This window comes from Flavihumibacter sp. UBA7668, assembly GCF_002483205.1.
Lineage (GTDB): Bacteria > Bacteroidota > Bacteroidia > Chitinophagales > Chitinophagaceae > Flavihumibacter.
Window position 1 is genome coordinate 1,154,831 of the sequence record NZ_DLHM01000007.1, and the last position, 22,580, is coordinate 1,177,410.

Annotated in this window: 16 protein-coding genes; 12 read left to right on the forward strand and 4 right to left on the reverse strand. The window is 41.1% G+C overall.

All coding sequences use genetic code 11. The features are described from left to right. Positions 1–62 precede the first annotated feature (62 nt). From B2746_RS22305 to B2746_RS22335, 7 genes are all read left to right on the forward strand, one after another. The gene (locus B2746_RS22305) at positions 63–3,497 is read left to right on the forward strand and encodes a ThuA domain-containing protein (protein WP_290799285.1); all 3,435 of its coding nucleotides are present in this window, start codon (positions 63–65) and stop codon (positions 3,495–3,497) included. Positions 3,498–3,515: 18 nt separating this feature from the next. Then, positions 3,516–5,885, forward strand: a complete 2,370-nt coding sequence (locus B2746_RS22310) for a TonB-dependent receptor (RefSeq protein ID WP_290799287.1) — start codon at positions 3,516–3,518, stop codon at positions 5,883–5,885. Between the two features lie 104 nt (positions 5,886–5,989). After that, positions 5,990–7,072: an L-rhamnose/proton symporter RhaT gene (gene rhaT, locus B2746_RS22315; RefSeq protein WP_290799289.1), complete on the forward strand. Its 1,083-nt coding sequence runs from the start codon at positions 5,990–5,992 to the stop codon at positions 7,070–7,072. A 23-nt stretch (positions 7,073–7,095) separates the two neighbouring features. Beyond that, positions 7,096–9,216 carry a bifunctional aldolase/short-chain dehydrogenase gene (locus B2746_RS22320; RefSeq protein WP_290799291.1) on the forward strand — a complete coding sequence of 707 codons (2,121 nt, stop codon included), beginning with the start codon at positions 7,096–7,098 and terminating at the stop codon, positions 9,214–9,216. 15 nt (positions 9,217–9,231) lie between these two features. After that, positions 9,232–9,546 carry an L-rhamnose mutarotase gene (gene rhaM / locus B2746_RS22325; RefSeq protein WP_290799293.1) on the forward strand — a complete coding sequence of 105 codons (315 nt, stop codon included), beginning with the start codon at positions 9,232–9,234 and terminating at the stop codon, positions 9,544–9,546. 14 nt (positions 9,547–9,560) lie between these two features. Then, positions 9,561–10,835 carry a TIM barrel protein gene (locus B2746_RS22330; protein ID WP_290799295.1) on the forward strand — a complete coding sequence of 425 codons (1,275 nt, stop codon included), beginning with the start codon at positions 9,561–9,563 and terminating at the stop codon, positions 10,833–10,835. A gap of 8 nt (positions 10,836–10,843) precedes the next feature. Next, entirely contained in the window at positions 10,844–12,163 is a 1,320-nt protein-coding gene (locus tag B2746_RS22335) for an FGGY-family carbohydrate kinase (protein ID WP_290799297.1), read from the forward strand. Here B2746_RS22335 and B2746_RS22340 read toward each other — a convergent pair. The 3 genes from B2746_RS22340 to B2746_RS22350 form a co-directional block, all read right to left on the reverse strand. After that, complete coding sequence (locus B2746_RS22340; protein ID WP_290799299.1) at positions 12,158–12,595, reverse strand: carboxymuconolactone decarboxylase family protein; 438 nt, start codon at positions 12,593–12,595, stop codon at positions 12,158–12,160. The two genes, B2746_RS22335 and B2746_RS22340, sit on opposite strands and share 6 nt — an antisense overlap. A gap of 90 nt (positions 12,596–12,685) precedes the next feature. Next, positions 12,686–13,258, reverse strand: coding sequence for a Crp/Fnr family transcriptional regulator (locus B2746_RS22345; RefSeq protein ID WP_290799301.1), 573 nt, complete (start codon positions 13,256–13,258; stop codon positions 12,686–12,688). A gap of 18 nt (positions 13,259–13,276) precedes the next feature. Next, a complete protein-coding gene (locus B2746_RS22350) occupies positions 13,277–15,640 on the reverse strand; it encodes a S9 family peptidase (RefSeq protein WP_290799304.1) in 2,364 nt (787 codons plus the stop codon). Positions 15,641–15,749: 109 nt separating this feature from the next. On the opposite strand from B2746_RS22350, the gene B2746_RS22355 reads away from it, so the two are divergent. From B2746_RS22355 to B2746_RS22375, 5 genes are all read left to right on the forward strand, one after another. Then, a complete protein-coding gene (locus tag B2746_RS22355; protein ID WP_290799306.1) occupies positions 15,750–16,514 on the forward strand; it encodes an oxygenase MpaB family protein in 765 nt (254 codons plus the stop codon). After that, positions 16,489–18,912, forward strand: coding sequence for a hypothetical protein (locus B2746_RS22360; protein WP_290799307.1), 2,424 nt, complete (start codon positions 16,489–16,491; stop codon positions 18,910–18,912). Before B2746_RS22355 ends, B2746_RS22360 begins: the two co-directional genes overlap by 26 nt. Positions 18,913–19,040: 128 nt before the next feature. Continuing rightward, positions 19,041–19,784: a (Fe-S)-binding protein gene (locus B2746_RS22365; RefSeq protein WP_290799310.1), complete on the forward strand. Its 744-nt coding sequence runs from the start codon at positions 19,041–19,043 to the stop codon at positions 19,782–19,784. After that, positions 19,777–21,147, forward strand: coding sequence for a lactate utilization protein B (locus tag B2746_RS22370; protein WP_290799312.1), 1,371 nt, complete (start codon positions 19,777–19,779; stop codon positions 21,145–21,147). Before B2746_RS22365 ends, B2746_RS22370 begins: the two co-directional genes overlap by 8 nt. After that, positions 21,144–21,728 (forward strand): LutC/YkgG family protein, encoded by a 585-nt coding sequence (locus B2746_RS22375; protein WP_290799314.1) that lies wholly within the window; start codon positions 21,144–21,146, stop codon positions 21,726–21,728. Before B2746_RS22370 ends, B2746_RS22375 begins: the two co-directional genes overlap by 4 nt. Here B2746_RS22375 and B2746_RS22380 read toward each other — a convergent pair. Further along, positions 21,700–22,491: a zinc-dependent peptidase gene (locus tag B2746_RS22380; RefSeq protein ID WP_290799316.1), complete on the reverse strand. Its 792-nt coding sequence runs from the start codon at positions 22,489–22,491 to the stop codon at positions 21,700–21,702. The genes B2746_RS22375 and B2746_RS22380 overlap by 29 nt on opposite strands. Positions 22,492–22,580 lie beyond the last annotated feature (89 nt).

Consider the following 22,580-nt stretch of genomic DNA (forward strand, 5'->3'; position numbering starts at 1 on the left):
CATAGATAGTATTACGTAATAAACCATCTATTCGGTAGCTTTAACAAATTTAATTGTTTAACATGCAACGATTCTCTGTCTGGCTGCTGGTTTTGGTAATCTTTAGTGCACTTCTTTTTTCCTCCTGTGGTAACAGATCGGGAAAACCCAGAATTCTGGTTTTCAGTAAAACTGCTGGCTATTATCATAATTCTATTCCGGAAGGTATGGCTGCCATTCAGCAGTTGGGAAGGGAGAACGGGTTTGATGTGGATACTACCCGCGATGCGGCTTATTTTAATCAGGACAGTCTCGATAAATATGCTGCCGTTGTTTTTTTAAGTACAACAGGTGATGTACTGAATCAGTATGAAGAGGCGGCATTTGAACGATATATCCAGGCCGGAGGAGGATTTGTAGGGGTACATGCTGCTGCTGATACCGAATACGATTGGGGATGGTATGGACGAATGGTAGGAGGCTATTTCCTGGATCATCCCGGAATTACCGATACATTTCCGAATGTGCAGGAAGGCGTTTTAAAAATAAAAGACAAGCAGCATGGAGCTACCAAGCACTTACCGGCTGATTGGAAAAGAACGGATGAATTTTACAGTTATAAAAAAATGAACGATGCGGTATCGGTATTAATGACTATAGATGAAAAATCCTATAATGGTGGTAAAAATGGCGATAATCATCCAATGTCCTGGTACCATGAATACGATGGTGGCAGGGCTTTTTATACCGCCCTTGGACATACCAAAGAATCCTATTCGGAAGCCAATTTCCTTCAGCACTTGCTGGGTGGAATTCAATATGCTATAGGAAAGAACAAAAAACTGGATTATTCCAAAGCAAAAACAGCACTGGTTCCTGATGAGGATCGATTTACGAAAACCATGCTGGTGAATGCAACTTTTTTTGAGCCAACTGAATTAACGGTGTTGCCAAATCTGGATATACTGGTTGCTCAAAGACGTGGTGAAATTCTTTACTATAAATCAGGTGACTCTACTGTTAAACAGGCCCTGTTTTTAAATGCTTATTGGAAAACAGAAACGCCGGGAGTAAATGCAGAAGAAGGTGTTTTGGGGATGCAGGCTGATCCAAATTTTGCGAAGAATAAACAGGTATTTATTTTTTATAGTCCCGCTGAGGCTTCCGTGAATCGATTGTCCCGATTCACATTTGAAAAAGACACTCTTTTGAATGAAAAAGTGATACTGGAATTTCATTCCGACCGGAATATCTGTTGTCATACCGGAGGTTCCATTGCCTTTGATAAAGATGGTTTATTATATGTTTCAACCGGTGATAATTCCACTCCATTTGATGAGCCGAAACAGGCTTATGTGAGTCATGGTTATGCGCCACTGGATGACCGCCCCGGGCATCAGCAATATGATGCGAGACGCACATCCGGAAATGCAAATGATTTGCGTGGGAAAATTTTGCGGATTCGTGTAAAAGAGGATGGTAGTTATGAAATCCCGGATGGTAACCTGTATCCCAAAGGTACTGCTGGTACAAGACCGGAAATATATGTACAGGGGAATCGTAATCCTTACCGGATTTCGGTAGATCAAAAAACGGGTTATCTGTATTGGGGTGAAGTAGGTCCGGATGCCAATGTGGACAGTTTCGGAACAAGGGGGCCAAGAGGTTACGATGAAGTGAACCAGGCGCGTACAGCAGGTCATTTCGGATGGCCTTATTTCATTGCAGACAATAAGCCTTATCACGTGTATGATTATGCGACCGGGGTAAGCGGTGAGCTGTTTGATGTAAACAAGCCGATCAATACATCTCGAAATAATACGGGCATTCAGGAACTGCCGCAACCAAAGTCTGCATTTATCTGGTATCCATACGGGGCATCTGCTGAATTCCCCCAGGTTAAAACTGGCGGAAGAAATGCGATGGCCGGTCCGGTATATTATACGGATCGATTCCCGGCGGAAACAAGATTACCTGAATATTATAATGGGAAACTGATCATTTATGATTGGATAAGAGGTTGGGTGAAAGCGGTGACGATGTTGCCGAATGGTGACTTTGATAAAATGGAACCCTTTATGGAGAACACCAAGTTCAATAGTATGATTGATCTGGAACTTGGTCCGGATGGAAAATTGTATTTCATTGAATATGGTAGTGGCTGGTTCAGCAAGAACCCCGATGCAGGCTTGGGAAGAATTGATTATAATGGAGGTAATCGCGCTCCTAAGGTTGGCGCAGTAACGCTTGATAAAACCTCCGGAAAATTACCACTTACAGTAACGGCCTCTGTGGAAGCAAAAGATCCGGAAAAGGACAAGATGAATTATAAATGGAATCTTGGTAATGGGGTTACTAAAGAAACTGTTGAGCCAAGGATTACTTATACCTATGAAAAGGCGGGAGATTATGGAATATCAGTAGAAGTAAGTGATGCTTCGAAGCTGACCGGAAAATCTGCAGTGGCTTACTTATATGCCGGAAATATAGCACCTGAACTAAGCATCCGTGTAAAAGGGAATCAGCGTTTTTATTTCCCGGGCATTCCGGTTGAATATAGTGTTTCAGTAAGGGATGCAGATGATCCGGCAGCTGGTTCTGATCCGGCTGATTTATTTGTTTCGGCTGATTATGTGGAAGGCTATGATAAGGCCGGTTCCAACCTGGGTCATCAGGTAGTTTCGGATGTTATTATTGGTAAAAGTCTGGTTCAATCACTTGATTGTAAATCCTGTCACAAGGAAGCCGAAAAATCAATTGGTCCGGCTTATTTTGATGTGGCAAAAAAATACGCAGGACAGGCAGATGCGGTGAGTTATCTCACTAATAAAATGATTAAAGGGGGAGCCGGAGTTTGGGGTGAGGTCGCAATGCCTGCTCATCCGGATTTGAAAGCGGATGAAGCGAGAAAAATAGTTAACTGGATTCAGTCTTTAAGTGGCACTAATAAACAGAAATCATTGCCTGCAACAGGAAGTTTGCAACCTACGCTTAATAAGCCGGTTAAACCGAATGGTTCCCTCGTGATTTCTGCTACCTACAGTGATAAAGGCGGTCCGGGTTTGAAATCCTTATCCACCTCCACGGCAATTTCGTTGAGGAACCCAACCCTTGATTTTACGGAGGCAATGGACCTGAAGGATTATTCAATGATGAATTACAACGGAATGAATCTGATGATAGTTCCAAACAGTCCGGGACATTTTGCAATTCCTGAAATTGATCTTACAGGTGTTTCGGGAATTCAGGTAATGGCTGGCTGGCAGGAAGCACCAAAAGAGGCTATTGCATTTGAAGTACGGTTAGATGCACCGGATGGGAAATTTTTGGGAACGCTGACACTTGGTACAAATCATCCAGCCGTTAAACCCGGTGCTGTTGGAGGTACAATGCTCAGTAGCACTTTGGAGCAGGTAACAGATGGCAAAATGCATAAATTATATATTGTAAGCAAGCCAACCGGGGCAGGAGCCTTCTCTACGGTTGCATTGCAATCGGTTATATTAAACGGAAAATAAATTTCAGATTGGATACGTATGAAAAATCTTGGATGTTTTTTAATTGGATTTCTGTTGATATTAGTTCAATTTTCTGTAAAAGCACAGGAGGGATTAAACCTGGGAGGGCGTATTACGGGAACGGGTAACCGAACCATTGAAAATGCTTCTGTTCGATTATTGAATACGGATCGTTCCATTAGTGCAGATGCTTCCGGAGCCTTTTTATTCACGAATTTACCTGCGGGCAACTATGTACTGGAAGTTTCTGCTGTTGGCTTTGCAACCAGGATTGAAGATGTAGCGTTGTCCCAATCAAAAACAGACCTTGTAATTAGTCTGTCTGAATCAGCCAGTCAATTAGATGAGGTAATCGTAAGTGCTGAAAAAAAGGAACAGCGTCTGGTGACTCTTCCATACAGCATAAGTTCATTGTCTGCCAGACAAATCAACCAATATCGTTTATGGAATACCCGGGAACTTACTGGTATTGTTCCGAATTTTTTTGCCGGGCATTCAGGAGATGATCGAAATGTGATCAGTATCCGGGGTATAACAACTACTTCCTATGATCCCGCTGTTGCAGTATATGTGGATGGGGTGAATCAGTTCAGTCTGGATACCTATATCCCTCAATTAAATGATGTGGAAAGAGTAGAAGTATTACGTGGTCCGCAGGGTACTTTATATGGACGTAATGCGATGGGTGGCGTAATCAATATCATTACAAAACAGCCTTCCAATAAAACAAAAGCTTTTGTTGAACTGACCAATGGCAATTATGATCAGTTCCGTTACACGGCCGGATTACAAACGCCGGTTCTGAAAAACCGCCTTTATTTTGGTGCCACCGCTATGATTCAGGGCAGGGATGGTTATTATAAAAATGTGGTTTATAATAATAGCTTTGATGATCAGCAGGGTTTTAGTGGGAATTATTTCCTGAAATACCTGTTTAATTCCAGGTGGACGATAACAGCTAATTATAAACATCAGAATAACCAGAATTGGGGTGCGTTTCCTTTGGTAAATGGAGTGGAGACAGCACTTGCTGATCCCTATGTGCTGAGTCAGAATGCTGTGGGTAAAATGATGGATAATACGCAGAATGCCAGTTTGTCTGTACAACATCGCTCCAATAAATTATTATTCAGTTCACAGACAGCCTATCAGAAAAATTATCGTTACTATAAGTCGCCATTGGACGGTGATTTTTCTCCCCTGGATGCTGTTTCAATTATTAATGATTATGGGAAAGACTATAACAAAGTGAATGTTTGGACACAGGAGTTTCGTTTGAATAATACGCCATCGGCTTCTTCATTAAACTGGACCGCAGGCGCTTATTTTTTCTCACAGGTAGCACCTGTTAAACAGGCAACTTATTTTGGTGAAGATGCCGAAATGATTGGAGCACCAATGACCAATTTTGCTTCAATTACAACATCTAAAGCCCGCAATCGCGGATTGGCATTTTTTGGACAGGCTGAATATGCAATTTCGGATAAGTGGAATCTGCTGGCTGGTTTGCGGTATGATTATGAGTCTAAAAAAATGAATGTCTTGGGTGAATTTCAGCCCGATGGTGCTGATCCGATGATTACCCGTCCGGATACATCGGCTACTGCAGGTTTTTCCGCATTTTCTCCTAAGGTGGGTATCAGTTATTCAATAAATGCTCAAGGACGGGTATTTGCGAATTTTACCCGTGGATTCAGAACAGGTGGACTAACAAGTTTGGGTTCTGATCCTTCCCAGCCACCACTTTTTTCTTATAAACCTGAATACAGTTCCAATCTTGAATTGGGTTTTAGGCAGGAGTTATTGGATCGCAAACTGCGGTTAGGCATTACTGTTTTTTATACAGAGCTCACCGATGCGCAGGTGCCTACACTGGTTTTGCCGGATGCAATTACCATTACCAGAAATACGGGAAAATTACTAAGCAAGGGCTTGGAGCTGGAGCTGGCTGCAAAACCATTCAAGGGACTTGAACTTGATTATAGTTTTGGTACTACAAGGGCTAAATATAGTTCGCTCAAGGTGTCGAGTAATGGTGGGGAGTTGAACCTGAATGGCAAAAGACAATTATTTACACCTTCTGTAACCTCCATGCTGGCGGTGCAGTACAAGCGGTTGGTTATTCCACGGGCACACATGGGTATTTTGGTGCGCGGTGAGTGGCTTTATTTGGGTGAACAATTTTTCAATCTTTCCAATTCAATCAGGCAATCTCCTTATCAGCTTTTGAATGCAAGGGCTGGGATTTATACCCGGCGCTCGGAGTTTTTCTTCTGGAGCCGGAATCTTACCGATCAGCAATATATTTCCTATGCGTATGATTTCGGTGCGGTGCATATTGCACCCCCCGCAACCTATGGCCTGACCTACCGCTATACCATCCATTAAATTCACCCGACCGGTGGCACCGGTCGGGTGACGGCAGGACAGTTGTTCGGGGGCTTACCTGTAGTTTTATGCCAGATTGCTTTTGCTAACTGAATAAACTATACATGCAAGCCATACTAGGAGTTCTGTTTCATTTTATCGGCGGATTTGCTTCAGGCAGTTTTTACATTCCGTACAAAAAAGTTAAAGGCTGGTCATGGGAAACCTACTGGCTCATCGGAGGATTATTTTCCTGGTTAATTATTCCCCCACTGGCGGCATGGATCACCATTCCGGATTTCACAGGCATTATTGCTGAAGCAGGTGGATCAACTTTAGCCCTGACTTATTTCTTCGGTCTGCTTTGGGGCATTGGGGGTTTAACCTACGGACTTGGAGTACGTTACCTGGGAGTTTCATTGGGCAGCAGTATAATCCTTGGATTGTGCATGGTGTTTGGTGCACTAATCCCTGCCATCTATTACCAATACAATCCGGATCTGGGAAAGGATACAATTGGAATGCTAACCGGTACTAACTGGGGATTAACCATATTAGCTGGATTGCTGGTTTGTATTGTAGGAATTATCTGGTGCGGAAAGGCAGGGATGCAAAAGGAAAAACAATTAACTGCCATCACAATAACTAATTCAATCAGTCAGGAATTCCGATTTGGGATTGGACTCCTGGTATCGATTGTAAGTGGTATTCTTAGTGCCTGTTTCAATTTCGGACTGGAAGCCGGCAAGCCCATGGCAATTGAGGCCAATGAAATATGGAAAGCAGTTCATCCCGGTGAGGGAGAATTCCTTTTCCAGAATAATGTAACCTATGTGGTGGTTTTATGGGGTGGACTTACTACCAATCTGATCTGGTGCCTGTATCTAAACTTTCGCAATAAAAGTTTTGGTGATTATACAAAGAAACAAGTACCTGTAATAAAAAATTTATTATTCTGCGCATTAGCCGGAACAACCTGGTTTCTTCAGTTTTTCTTTTATGGAATGGGAGAGAGTAAACTGGGAAATGGCCCTAGTTCCTGGATTCTGCATATGGCGTTTATAATTTTGGTTGCAAACGCATGGGGGCTCATATTAAAAGAATGGAAGGGTGTATCGTCAGCAACAAGAAGAAATGTTGTGGTTGGGATTTTCTTAATCATCCTGTCTGTATTAATTGTGGGATATGGTAACTCCATCCGAACCTGATCTTCTACTTTGAATTTAATTATATGTCTACAACTGCTAATCAATTTAAACATGTGTCGTATTTGTGGGATCCTGAAAAGGCTGCTGCAATGGAGGGAGATGAAGTTGCGCTGTTGATTTATAGATCCAATTTGCTCGGAGCTGATTTGCGATTGACCAATTACGGAGGAGGCAACACTTCCTGCAAAGTTCAGCAAGCTGATCCCCTTACTGAATCACCTACAGAAGTGATGTGGGTAAAAGGTTCCGGTGGCGATATTGGGACGCTCAAAAAATCAGGATTGGCGGCTTTATACCTGAACCGGCTTCGTCAATTACAATCCATTTACAAAGGAATTGAAATGGAAGATCAGATGGTGGATCTGTTCAATCATTGCATTTTTGATCTGAACAGTAAAGCCCCTTCCATTGATACACCGCTGCATGCTTTTCTACCTTTTAAACATATCGATCATTTGCATCCGGATGCAGCCATCGCGATAGCTGCAGCAAAGGATGGCAAATCCATTACTGCAAAATTATTTAATGGAAAAATCGGATGGGTTGAATGGCAACGTCCCGGGTTTGACCTGGGATTGAAACTCCAGCAATGCCTGAATGAAAATCCGGGTATCAGGGGTATTATGCTGGGATCACATGGGCTCTTTACCTGGGGTGATACCGCCTACGATTGCTATTTGAATACACTCGAAGTAGTGGAGCAATGTGCAGCATTTATTGAATCAAAAGTGGCAGCCAAAGGATCAGTTTTTGGAGGCAATAAAATTAAATCAGCACCTAAGGAAAAAAGACTAGCACAGGCTGCTGCGCTGGCACCTGTATTAAGGGGATTTTGCAGTAGTCAGCAATCCATGGTTGGACATTTTACCGATGATGAACGGGTGTTGGAATTTATCAATTCGGTTGATCTTGCTCGTCTGGCTCCCATGGGCACCAGTTGTCCTGATCATTTTCTTCGAACGAAAATAAGTCCGCTTGTTCTGGATCTACATCAAGATGAGAATCTTGATGATACCAATGCGCTTAAAACTAAACTTGCCCCGGCATTTGATCTTTATAGAAACATGTACGCGGATTATTATGAAACCTGCAAACATGCAAATAGTCCTGCCATGCGGGATCCCAATCCCGTTGTTTTGCTTTATCCCGGTATCGGATTATTTACTTTTGCAAAGGACAAACAAACAGCACGTGTAGCAGCGGAGTTTTATATCAATGCCATCAATGTTATGCGGGGAGCGGAAGCAGTAAGTGAGTATACATCTCTTCCAAGACAGGAGGCATTTAATATAGAATACTGGTTATTGGAAGAAGCTAAATTGCAACGCATGCCAAAACCAAAGGCATTGAGCGGGAAGATTGCACTTATTACAGGAAGTGCCGGTGGAATTGGTAAAGCAATCGCAAAAAAAATGGCGGAAGAAGGCGCCTGTATTTTATTGAATGATATTAATGAAGAACGCATGAATGGCGCAGTGAAGGAGTTCACTGATTTGTTCGGGAAAGATATCGTTGGTTCTGCCTTATTAAATGTTACGGATGAAGAGAGCATATCAACTGCTTTTGAACAAATTGCGCTGCAATTCGGAGGTGTTGATATCATCGTAAATAATGCAGGTATCAGTATATCGAAATCAATTGCTGATCATAGTCTGGAAGAATGGGACCGATTGTATGATATTCTTGTAAAAGGTCAGTTTATGGTATCTAAAGCTGGCATCTCGGTATTACGAAAACAGCAAATGGGGGGCGACATTGTAAATATTGTTTCAAAAAACGCAGTGGTAGCCGGACCCAATAATCCGGGTTATGGCTCAGCAAAAGCTGCGCAGGCACATCTGACCAGATTGATGGCTGCTGAATTGGGTGCTGATAAAATCAGGGTGAATGCGGTGAATCCGGACGCCGTTATTGCCGATAGTAATATCTGGTCGGGTGGCTGGGCAGAAGGAAGAGCAAAAGCATATGGTATAAAAATAGAAGAACTCCCGGCTTATTATGCGAAACGGACTCTATTGAATGAAATCATATTGCCGGAAGATATCGCGAATGCATGTTTCGCATTGGTTGGAGGTCTCCTGAAAAAATCGACCGGTAATGCATTGAATGTGGATGGCGGAGTTGGAATGGCTTTTTTACGTTAATGCAAAACCGAAAAAATGAAAAAGATTGCATTCAAAATGAAATTGCATGCTGGTGCAGAACAGGAATATCGTAAACGGCATGATGCTATCTGGCCCGAATTGCAAAACTTGTTAAAGCAAACCGGAATAAGTGAATATTCTATTTTTCTTGATCCGGATTCTTACTATCTTTTTGCTGTGATGACTATTCAGGATTCTGCGAAACTGGATTTATTACCGGATGAACCGATTATGAAAAAATGGTGGGAATATATGAAAGATCTGATGGAAACAAATCCGGATAATAGTCCGGTAAGCATACCGTTGAAAGAAGTATTTTATCTGTCCTGATTAAAACGATTGTCATGATTTTTGAAAAAAGCAAGATTGAGCAACACAATAGCAAAGGAGAGAAATTGCATTCTTTGAAGCTTGCTCCATTATTAAATGAATTTCCTGATGTGGAAGAGGTAATCAGCTTAATTGCAGCATTTCAGGTAGCAATTCCGAGCTGGGCATTGGGAACAGGAGGAACACGTTTTGGTCGGTTTTCAGGTGGAGGCGAACCCCGAAATCTGGAAGAAAAAATGGAGGATATTGCACTTCTTAATCAGTTAAATCGGGCAAGTGGTGCCATTTCATTGCATATACCCTGGGATATTCCAACAAATCCGTCTGCCATCAAAGCACTTGCTGCAGATTATGGACTGCGATTTGATGCCATGAATTCCAATACTTTTCAGGATCAGCCCGGACAGGAATACAGTTATAAATTTGGCTCTCTTCAACATGTTGATAAAGCCGTCCGTAAACAGGCTATAATACATAACATTGAAGTTATTAAACATGGTATTGATTTGGGTTCAGAATCTCTTAGTGTCTGGCTGTCGGATGGCTCCTGTTTCCCAGGTCAGCTAAATTTCAGAAATGCCTTTGAGCGTACACTTGAATCCTTGCAGGAGATCTATGCAGCACTTCCTGAAAACTGGAAACTCTTCGTGGAATACAAAGCATTTGAACCGAATTTTTATAGTATGACTGTTGGTGATTGGGGACAATCACTGCTCTTTGCAAATAAATTGGGACCAAAGGCATTTACACTCGTAGACTTAGGTCATCATTTACCCAATGCCAATATAGAGCAGATTGTGGCATTGCTGCTGATGGAAGGGAAGTTGGCCGGCTTCCATTTTAATGATTCCAAGTATGGGGATGATGACCTCACTGTTGGAAGCATCAATCCATACCAGCTTTTCCTGATATTTAATGAACTGGTAGAAGGAATGAATGCAAGATCTATGAATCACGCAACTGATTTGGGGTGGATGATCGATGCTTCACATAATGTAAAAGATCCTTTGGAAGATTTGCTCCAGTCAGTTGAAGCTATTCTCATTGCCTATTCACAAGCCTTGTTGGTGGATGTTAAAGCATTAAAAAATGCACAGGAAAATAGTGATGTGGTGAAATGCCAGGAATTATTACAGGCGGCCTATCGGACGGATGTTCGCCCATTAGTAGCAGAGGCAAGACTACGCAACGGTGGCGCTTTAGAACCCCTGCGTTTATTCCGTGAACAATCGGTAAGAGCTGACCTTATTAAAGTAAGGGGTGAAAAAACAACAGCAACCGGATTATAATTTGTTGTATGCCTGTGATAGCGGTTATAGCCATATTTGATATCGGCAAAACAAATAAGAAATTGCTCATTTTTAATGATCAATTTGAGTTGATTGAACAGGTATCAAAACGCATTGAAGAAATTCAGGATGAAGATGGATTTTCCTGTGATGACCTGATGGAAATTGAACAGTTTGTTTTTTCGGGGCTTGATTTTATTCTTCAGCGTCCTGATTGGATTTTAAAAGCAGTTAATTTTTCTGCCTATGGCGCAAGTCTGGTATATATTGATGACAAAGGGAAACCACTAACTCCTCTTTATAACTATCTCAAACCATATCCGGATGCTCTATTAAAGGCGCTGCTCGATAAATATGGAGGAGCTGAACGTTGGTCCAGAGAAACAGCTTCTCCGGTTTTGGGAAGCCTGAATTCCGGGTTGCAATTATATCGCATAAAAAATGAGCAACCGGAGCTCTTCAGTCGAATAAAATATGCATTGCATTTGCCACAATACTTGGCTTATTTATTGACAAAGCTGGCATGTTCTGATTTTACCAGTGTAGGATGTCATACAGGACTTTGGAATTTTGATAAGATGAAGTACCATGCCTGGGTTGAGTTGGAAGGGCTTTCAGAGAAACTGGCTCCTTTATTTCCCTCCAATCATAAAGAAAGGGTAGAGTACAAAAACCATTCATTTTGGTGCGGTATCGGTGTGCATGATAGTTCGGGAGCTTTGCTTCCTTATCTTCAGAATACACAAACTCCATTTGTGTTATTGTCTACCGGTACCTGGTGTATTACGCTGAATCCATTTAATAATCAAACATTAACTAAAGATCAACTACTTTCAGATTGTCTTTGTTATCTGATGTTTAATGGAAACCCCGTCATGGCATCCAGACTATTTGCGGGACAGGAACATGAAGCTCAGGTTACAAGAATTGCTGAACAATTTAAACAATCTAAAATATCAGTTGAGGAATCGACAGTTAATTTATCCTTTATTCCAAAGACTGATTTGGCAGGGTTCGAAGCAGAAAAGGGAAAGCAGACACCTATTGATTCCCTGCGTTTTCGGAGTAGAAATATTGAATCATTCAAATCAGCATCGGAAGCATATCATCAGTTGATCTTTGAACTTGTTGAAATACAGGTTCAATCTATGCGTTGGGTTTTGACAAATGAAATCCGCCTGATTTTTATTGATGGTGGTTTTGCAAAAAACAAACTATTCCTGCATTTTCTAAAGGAATCATTTCCAGGTATAGAAATTCAAACTTCCGAAATATCCCAGGCATCTGCTTTAGGTGCTGCTTTATTAATTGAGAAGATCAGCTTATAGTACAGGCAATCTTGTGCTGATTGCAATTCTGTTCCACGCGTTGATTGTAACAATCGCAACGATTATCTGAGCAATTAATTCTTCGGAAAAAAATTCTTTGGCTTTTGCATAGGTTTCATCACTAAGTCCATGTTGATGAATTAGTGTTATTTCTTCTGTGATTGCCAGAATAATCTTTTCTTCTTTTGTAAAAACATCAGTTTCTCTCCATGCATTCAAAAGGAAAATACGTTGATTACTTTCACCATATTTAATAGCGTCTTTAGTATGCATATCAATACAAAAAGCACATCCATTGATTTGAGAGGCCCTAATTTTTATCAATTCTTTTTGTGTTTTATTGAGATTGGTGCCTGCGAGGTAATTTTCAAGCCCTATTAATGCTTTATATGCAGCCGGTTGAATTTGCTGTATGTTCATTCTGTTTTCCATATTTGTCTGTTTATGATTGTTTAATGATTGGACAAAAATGGCGAGATCTGGCGTATAAAATCTTAAGCTGGTTTAAGAAATGTATTTATGTTATTTATGCTTTGCCTTTTTTCTTCTTAATTCACTCAGGTATTCCGGAGTAAATCCGAGGAAGGAGGCCAGGATCTTTTGTGGTATTCTTTGAACGAATTCCGGATATTGTTTCTCAAACATATTGTATGAGATGTCTTTTGGCAATCTCAATACTTTCATTCTGAATAATGCAGCTGAATAGGCTCTTTCGTAAATTCTTCTAAAATACTTTTCTAATGCAGGATGTTTTTCCATCAGGGATTGTAACGTTTTATTTTCAATACCCATTATCGTGCTTGTTTCCAGTGATTGAATAGAATAAGATGAATTTGAATTTTTATTAAATGCATTCAAATCTGTCATCCACCAGGATTCCAGCGCAAATTGAATAGTCTGTTCTACTCCTTTATCATCGGTGAAATATAATCTGAGACAGCCCTTTTCTACATAATAATAGTGGCAGCAGCGTTGTCCTTCTTCTAAAAGAATTTCTTTTTTACGGGCAGTAATTTGGGTAAATTTATTACAAATCGCTGCAACAACATTATCATCAAGTCCCGTAAATTTTTGAATATGTTTCGCGAGTTGCATTCACTCTTTATTTTTAGCTTACCTGTCTTTTAATACCTCTTCAAATAATTTATAGATACGTTTATATTCATCAGTCCAACTGGATGGCTCTACAAATCCATGGTCTTCAACCGGATATAGGGCAACCTGCCAGTTTTCTTTTCCCAGCTCGATCAGACGTTGGTTAAGACGAACCACATCCTGAAAATGCACATTTACATCTATTACACCATGGCAGATCAACAGATGATCTTTCAAACCTTCTGCAAAATAGATGGGTGAGCTTCTGCGGTAAGCGATACTGTCTTCAGAGGGAGTATTTAAAATATTGGAGGTATATCCATGGTTATAATGAGCCCAATCTGTTACCGGTCTTAAGGCGGCACCTGCAGCGAAAGTTCCAGGAGAAGTAAATAATCCCATTAAGGTGATAAAACCTCCATATGAACCACCGTAGATGCCAATTCTTTTAGGATCCACGTCGTATTGTTCAGTCAGCCATTTTGCCCCATCAATATGGTCAGATAAATCCTTTCCTCCCATGTGGCGATAGATCCCTGTACGCCAATCCCGGCCATAACCGGCACTGCCTCTGTAGTCCATATCCAATACATAATATCCCTGATCTGCCAGCATATTATGGAACATATATTCGCGGAAATAACTGCTCCACCATTTATGCGCATTCTGTAGGTAACCTGCGCCATGTACAAAGATAACGGCTGGTTTGGATGGATCGGGTTTAGCGGGATGATATAAGCGTGCCGATACCATTTTCCCATCAGCAGCAGGAATCTGAACAAGTTCCGGATCTCTCCAGGAATAGGATTTAAATAATTCCGTCTGTGCTTTATTGGTAATCTGCTGGCTTTTGGCATTGGGCTTATTATCCTGCAGATACAATTCCCATGGTTTATTGGTATAGGAGTGTAAAAAGGCCAGTTGTTTTTCATTGGGTGACAATACAACCTGATTGGCACCTGTTAAATGCGTGAGCCGCGCTGCTTTACCACCATTAACTGAAATTCGATAAAATTGTTTTTCTCCGGGATGCACTTCATTGGATGAAACATAAAAATATTTTCTGTCCCTGGAAAGTTGAACGGATTGTATTTCAAAATTTCCCTGTGTAAGTACAATTTTCTTGTCGTTTTCCAGATCATACTTGTATAAATGGGAATATCCGCTTTCTTCAGACTGAAACCAGTAAGCTGATTCATTTATCCATCCTCCGGAACCGATACCGGGACCACCAATCCAGGCTTCATCCCGCTGGCGATCTACCAGTTTTAAGCTTCCGTTTTCAGGAGTCAGCATTGCTATCCACCTGTCTTTATTGTCGCCAGAATAAATTTCGACAATGGCAATCGCACCTTTGGGAGACCAGTTAATCCGCCCTATAGAAATATTCCTTATCGATTTTTCTTTATTGTTTATTGCAGGGTAGTCTTTTGTATAATCAGGCAAATCGTGCAATCCGGGAAGCGAGTCAATTTTAATCTGGATAATGGTATCCATTTGGCGATCGTATACAAATAATTCACTACTTCCAAAGGCCGTTCCCACTTTGGTTCTTGCGGGAATATCTTCCGTAAATCCACTTTCTGTTACATAATTGGGTACAATTGTTCTTTTGGAGTTTGCAGCAGGCTTAAGCAATATATAACTGATATATCGCCCATCAGAACTGATCTGAATAGTACGAGCAGTTTTATCACCGTAATATACAGCCGGCACTTCTCTTAATTTGGGCAATGATTTATTATATTTTTCCGTTGCTTCTTTTTTCTCTTTACGTTCTTTCACAACCTGCAACCACTTCAGCTGGTCTTTTTTTAGCCAGTCTTCCTGTATATTTCCTTCTTTTCGATTTGATTCTGAGGGTGGTGCTGTTTTCTGAAAATTAATCAGTTGCTGAACTGAGCCATTAACCGGATCCCATGCAAAGAGATCCTGATTTTGCTGATAAACTATTTTCCTGTCGTCAAATGAAAACACGGGATTGGTTTCATAAGCTGTTGTTTCAGTTATACGTCGTGTTATTCCTGATTTTAAATCAACGAAGTAAAGATCTCCATCCTTGGTGTAGAGGTATTGCGTTCTGGCATTATTATAAACCAGACTATGGGCGAAAATCAGGTCTTTTTTCTGTGCAACTGTTATTTTTTGCGGGATGGTACTTCCTTTGCTTAAATAATACATGGAATCAGCAGGTGCATTGTCAGGATTCCAATTAAAATAAAGAGTTGTACCATCTGCTCCCCATTGAAGATTGGAAGGGGAGGAGCCGATCCAGGAAGGGTCTTTCATTATTTTTTCAACTGTCAGCGGCCCTAAAGCAGATTGAGCATAAATGGTTCCTGTACCGCATACCAATAAAGTCAATAAAACATATTTTTTCATGAAACACCAGCTTTAGTTGCTAAGATAGCAGTTGATGGCAAAATCAGGCGATTTTGAACAAATCTTGTATGGCAGTTCTGGCTTAACTTAGTAGAAATCACCTGTTTCAATGACCTACTTTGTGGAGGAAAATTCGATCGTCAGGAAAATCTGGGGTAAAAGCGATACCATCCTTTTCATCTTTGCGGGTGCATCCGCTGAGTTTGCCTTGAATAAAGCGGTGGATTGGTTATATTTTACAGGTAAATTGCCGGCAGATCCGATTGGAAGACTATTTTCCACTGTTGAATATGCAAGGAAAATTGTTTTTACTTCTATGGAAGAAGCGAATTATGCCATTGATACCCTTCGGAAAATTCATGGATCAGTGGAAAGTAAAAGAGGAGCAACAATCCCGGACTGGGCCTACCGGGATGTGTTATTTATGCTGATTTATTATTCAATTGCTGCTTTTGAATTATTGGAAAGAAAACTCAAAGATCCGGAGAAGCAGGAAGTATACGATGTTTTTTATCGGGTAGGTACCAGAATGGGTTTGAAAGAATTACCGGTTACTTACCAGCAATGGCTGCCGGTTCGGGAGGAACACCTGCAGTCAGATTTAGAAAAGTCTGAATATACGTCTGATCTTTTTCTGCAGTATAAAAAACACCTGGGGGCAATGCGATTTAAAGTGTTGACAGAGGGGCAAAAACTCGTTGTGCCCGATCGCGTAAAAAAATTATTGCAGTTTGCAGATTTTTCTTTGTTAACCCCTGTAGTGCCGTTGTATAAATTAAGCAGGGTAATGAAAATGGATTGGTTGCTAAAAGGCGTTTTGTTACCTGCGGAGTATAAAAAACAAATTAATGAACTGGATATTAATGGAAAATAAATACTTCCTATTCCTGCTGCTTTTCCTTTTTGCATGCCGCAGTCAATCCGTCAATAAACAGATTTTGCATGATGAGCAAAACAAAATCATTACTCTTTGTACGCAGGAGGGGAAACTGAAAATGGAGATTTCCTATGCAAATGGTTGTTTTATAAGAAAACTTGACGTGGATAGTAAAACAACTTTATCTCCACAGGGAGTTTACACGGGTGTTACTACCAAAACCGACACGATTAGTTCTCGTCAGTTGAATGGTTTACCAAAAGTTGAAATTCAGGATAAACTGGTTCGGATTACCGAAATAATGTTTGGTTCGGATTCTTTGATGCTTGAGGAAAATTGGGAATTCAAACTAGATTCATCAACAATTACATGGTCAATAAGCAGAACCTTTAACCAGGATTTTATTGCAGAAGATGCTGCTTTTCCTCAGTGGAATTTTGCTGATTTAGTAACCTGGAAAGGGGGTATTCTTGATAATGGGGGTGTAGTATGGTGTAAATACCTGCGTTCAATAAATGATACCTATGGAGTTCACACTGGCGGTACAAAATTCTGGAATGATTCCACTGGTAATGGATTGTCAATACAGGGTACTGGTATTGGTAATACAGAAATCGCGACTAAATTTTCTCAGGGAGAAAACGGTGTATTTACAAGCACAAATCTTGTTACAGAAAAAGCACTTAAACAACGCCATCATCTTAGCAGGATGGTTCATGGTAAGTTTGATGTATTCGCCCCATTTCAGGTTTCAAAAGGTGAAATTTCGGCTTCTTATATACTATCGTATTTCAATTATGCAGAGGAATTTAATCGGGGTGATTTAAAATCGATTCCTGCCGAGGCGGTTCGGGAATTATTGAATACAACGGCGAGATATGGTGTAGTTGATAATGGTATTGTTGGTGCAAACGGCTGGTTGACCAATTGGAAATGTATGCATGAACCTTTTTTTGCACAAATAGCTGTGGGTGTAATGGATAGTAATTATACCCGAAACCTTGCCAATACCCTGGATCAGGAGCGGGATTTAGCCATGCTGCCGGATGGTCGTGTTCTTTCCCGCTGGCACAATGAAAGAGGAGATGAAATACCCGGAACCTATAATGATTCGACCGGTTATTATGAAGCCATGTGGGGATATACAATCGATTCCCAGACAGGCTATGTTCTGAACGTAACTGAGTTGTTTGATCTTACCGGTGATCGTACCTGGCTAATGGCACATCAGGCAAGTTGTGAAAAAGCGCTGGAATGGTTATTAAAGCGCGATGAAAACCGGAATGGAATTTATGAAATGATGAATCGTACAACAGGAGAGGGTAAGGCAAGTGATTGGATTGATATTGTTTGGGCCAGTTATGAAAATACTTTTGTAAATGCGCAATTGTATAGTGCGCTTCGAAAATGGGCTGCCTGTGAATTGTTGTTAAACAATAAAACTGCGGCAGATTCTTATCAATCTATTGCTGCGAAATTAAAAGATTCCTTTAATCGCCCGGTTCAGGAAGGAGGATTCTGGTCTCCCGAAAAGCATCAATATATTTATTGGAGAGATGCCGATGGATCCATTCATGGAGACAATCTGGTAACGCCTGTGAATTTTATGGCAATTGCATCTGGAATTTGCGACGATTCTACCAGAGTCCAAATAATTCTTGATCAGATTGAACGCCGCACCTCGGCAGAAAATCTATTCCACTGGCCGCTTTGTTTTGATTCCTTTAAAAGAGAAGAAGTACATGAAAATAACTGGCCTTTCCCAACCTATGAAAACGGTGATATATTCCCTTCCTGGGGAGGAATCGGGATTCGTTCCTACGTTCAGTACGACAGGCAATTGGCATTGAAATATATTAAAAACCTGTTGAAACAATACCAAATAGACGGACTCTCATCTCAGCGATACAGCAGAAAAACACAGAAAGGATTGGGGTCTGATATTCTGGCAGGTATAAGTACAGGTGTAGTTGCTTTGTATTCAGATATTTATGGTATTCAACCTCGTTGGAATCGATTTGTTTTAAATCCGGCTATGGTTTCTGAATTGAATGGAACTAATTTCGATTATATTTTACGTGGGGAAAAATATCATGTTGTATTAAATGAAAGCAATTACCAGTTGTCAACGAAAGACTGTAGTGTTCAGGCAAATCAAACATTTGGACTTGCCTGTAAACCTGGTGAATTGCAATTTTTTCCAGGTGACCAGGATATAAGTTATTTGAAGGTAAATAAAGAGGATAAACAACCAATTCGCATAGTAGTACATAAATCGGATAGCGCGGCAATAGAATTTACTTTGCAGGAAACGGGAAGGTATAAAATACAATTTGGCAATTTGACAAAGGATACGCTTGTAGATAAAAATACCCGCTTAAAACTTAGTTGGTAAATGCTGATCTAAAAAGTCAGCATAGCTCAGTATAGTTAGTTCTATAGATAATTTACCTTTAGCATCGGATAATATTTACCTAATAGCGAAGCGGTAATTTGTTCAAATTCGCATAAAATAAGGATTTCATGTACACGGTGGGCTTATTCGTTCCCTGTTATGTTGACCAGTTTTACCCACAGGTAGCAATCGCCAGCCTTCAACTGCTTGAAAAGCTGGGTTGTAAGGTGGTAGTTCCAATGAACCAAACCTGCTGCGGACAACCGATGGCCAATAGCGGGTTTGCCAGTCTTTCATATGGATGCGATCAGAACTTTATTCAGAATTTCGATGGGTTGGATTTTATCGTTTGTCCATCCGGAAGCTGCACTCTTCATATAAAAGAGCACCTGCATTCCACACAATACCCCAATAAGGCGGATAGCATACGAAGAAAAGTAGTTGAATTAACGGAGTTTCTTACGGATATTTTGCAGGTAAATCAACTCAAAGGTAAATTTCCACATAAAGTTGGATTGCATAATTCCTGCCATGGACAAAGAGGATTGAATCTCTCTTCTATGTCTGAGTTGGTTGCACCTTATTTCTCCAAACCGGCCAGCCTCCTTCAGCAAATCAGTGGATTGGAATTGGTACTCCCTGATCGATCGGATGAGTGTTGTGGTTTTGGTGGCACTTTCTGTGTATTTGAAGAAGCTGTAAGTGTTAAAATGGGTAAGGATCGAATCCGGGAACATGAAGAGAATCAGGTGGAATTTATTACGGGAGGTGACATGAGTTGTCTGATGCATCTTCAGGGAATCCTTAAACGAAAAAACAGTAAGGTTCAAGTGATACATATCGCTGAAATTCTAAATGCCGGGTATGAGTAGTCAACACGCTTCCTTAGCTGAAAAATTTAATTCAGACGAAGCCAGAACTAACTGGCATGATCAGACGCTTTGGTGGGTGCGGCAAAAAAGAGATCGTGCTGCAAACGCGCTTCCGGAATGGGAGCAATTACGTCAATGGGCTTCTGATATTAAAGATCATACACTTTCTAATCTTTATAATTACCTTGTTGAATTTGAGCAGAATGCACTTTCAAATGGGGTGAAAGTACATTGGGCCAGTGATGCTGAGGAGCATAATCGCATTATCCATTCGATTATCCAGGAGGCAGGCATTCGGAAAATTGTGAAGAGCAAGAGTATGCTTACAGAAGAATGTCATCTGAATTTCTATCTGCAGACAAAAGGAATTGAGGTCGTTGATACGGATCTGGGTGAACGGATTGTACAATTTCGGGAGGAAGCCCCCAGTCATATTGTTCTGCCAGCCATCCATCTGAAAAAAGAAGATGTAAGTGACACCTTCCATGAACATTTGAATACTGAAAAAGGCAATTTTGATCCTCAATATCTGACTCATGCAGCGCGTATTCATCTGCGGGAAAAATTTGTGAGTTCAGAGTTGGCGATTACGGGTGTTAATTTTGCAGTAGCTGAAACAGGTGGAATCGTTGTTTGCACCAATGAAGGCAATGCTGATATGGGAGCGCATGCGGCTCGAATTCATATCGCCTGTATGGGGTTTGAAAAAATCATTCCAAAAGCAGAACATTTGGGTGTATTTACGCGCTTACTTGCCAGAAGTGCGACAGGTCAACCGATCACTACCTATACGAGTCATTTTCATTGTCCCCGGCCCGGCCAGGAAATGCATATCGTGCTGGTTGATAATGGACGTTCCCGCCAGCTTGGAAGGGAAGATTTTCGAAATTCGCTCAAATGTATTCGATGTGCTGCCTGCTTTAATACCTGCCCGGTTTACAGAAGAAGTGGCGGACACAGTTATCATACTGCCGTTGCCGGACCAATAGGATCTATTCTGAATCCCAATTTGGATATGAAAGCAAATGCTGATCTTCCTTTTGCTTCAACTCTTTGCGGCTCCTGTACCAATGTTTGTCCGGTTAAAATAAATATTCATGAACAACTCTGGAAATGGCGGCAGGTGATAAGTGCGGAAGGGCTGACAGAGCCATCCAAAAAAATCGGCATGCAACTGATGGCCTGGATACTTGCAAAACCTGCAGTATATCGCATGGCAGGTTCAACTGCCCGCTGGGTTTTGCGGAATTTTCCCTCAGTTGCAAAAAGTAAAAGATGGAACCCCTGGTACAAACAACGGGAGCTGCCGGATGCTCCCGAAGAAAGCTTTCAGGAATGGTATAAAAAACGACAACGCTCATGAGTAACCGAGATCATATTCTTTCAGCAATTAAAGCATCTCAACCGGCCTTACGTCCCTTGCCCATATTGGATTATTCAGTTGTGCCGGTTATGGCTGACCTCTTAACTTCATTTGCACATTTTGTAAATATGGTAGGTGGACAAGTACGTTTGCTGGATGATCTTTCTATGCTGAATGAAGAATTGGAGGCAGAACAAAAACAGGGTAGATTGCTGATTAACAGGATTGGAGATCCCGCCAAAATGGATGAAGTTTCACAAAATGCTGTTGCATTGGAAGCAGTTGATCGTGCTTATATTAAAGGTAGTATCGGTGTAGCAGAAAATGGTGCGATCTGGGTAAATGAAACGGCAATGGGTAATCGAATTCTACCCTTTATATGCCAGGAATTGGTGATCCTGATAGAAGCTGATAAATTGGTGGCAACCATGCACGATGCTTACCGGGAAATTCAGATTAATCAGGAGGGATTTGGGGTATTTATTGCAGGCCCATCAAAAACAGCAGATATTGAACAATCGCTGGTAATTGGAGCACATGGCCCGGTTGCTCTTACGGTTTTGGTTTTGACACACGGGTAGGAGGGGTCTGTTTAAATATTTTTTCCATCATTGAATAAAGTTTGGGATGTTTTGATCGTAACAAATCCGGGCGTTCAAAAAAATACTCTGCGGCAACTGCAAAAAATTCAGTCTGACTTGTACCTCCATATGGATTGATATCGGAATCCTCTTCTTTTATTTCTTTTATCTTCCGATGAATCAGATCCAGCCAGGGTATTGTATATTGCCGGGATAACAACGCTTTCGGAATTCCATCAACTGCTCCATCCGCTTTATCGAGGAGGTGTACAAACTCATGAATGGCGGTATTGTTTTTATCCGTTTTGTTGGAGAACCCTTCTCTGAGAGCCGCCTTACTGAGAATCATTTTATGATTCATAACCCCAGATCCAACCATTCCGAGAATATTCCTGTCGCGCGATTTGGTGTCAAATTCTTCATCAAAGCGATCATTGTAAATCAAGACATCTGTAAGGTTGGTATAATGCCATTCAGGGAATCCAAAAATCGGGATTACCGCACTGGCCGCAACCAGAATCCGATCCGTATCATCAATGGTTGTTCCAATCGGGGTGATTCTTGTCTCTGATAAAAATTGTTGCACTTCTTCAATAAATCTTGGTTTATCAATTTCCGGCAGCGACCTGTAATAACTGACTTTATTTTCTAATGTAGCCGACAGGTTATCCGGGATTTCAATAGCGGTCATTTTTTTCTTTTCTGACTGCTTCCATATATAAAGCGCCACCAATAAACAGACAAAAAATACAAGTCCAAACATGCGCGAATATATCCAATTTCACCGGTCGGGTGCCACCCGACCGGTGAAATTGACTCGCGGTAAATGCGGGATGATTCACGCCACAAAAG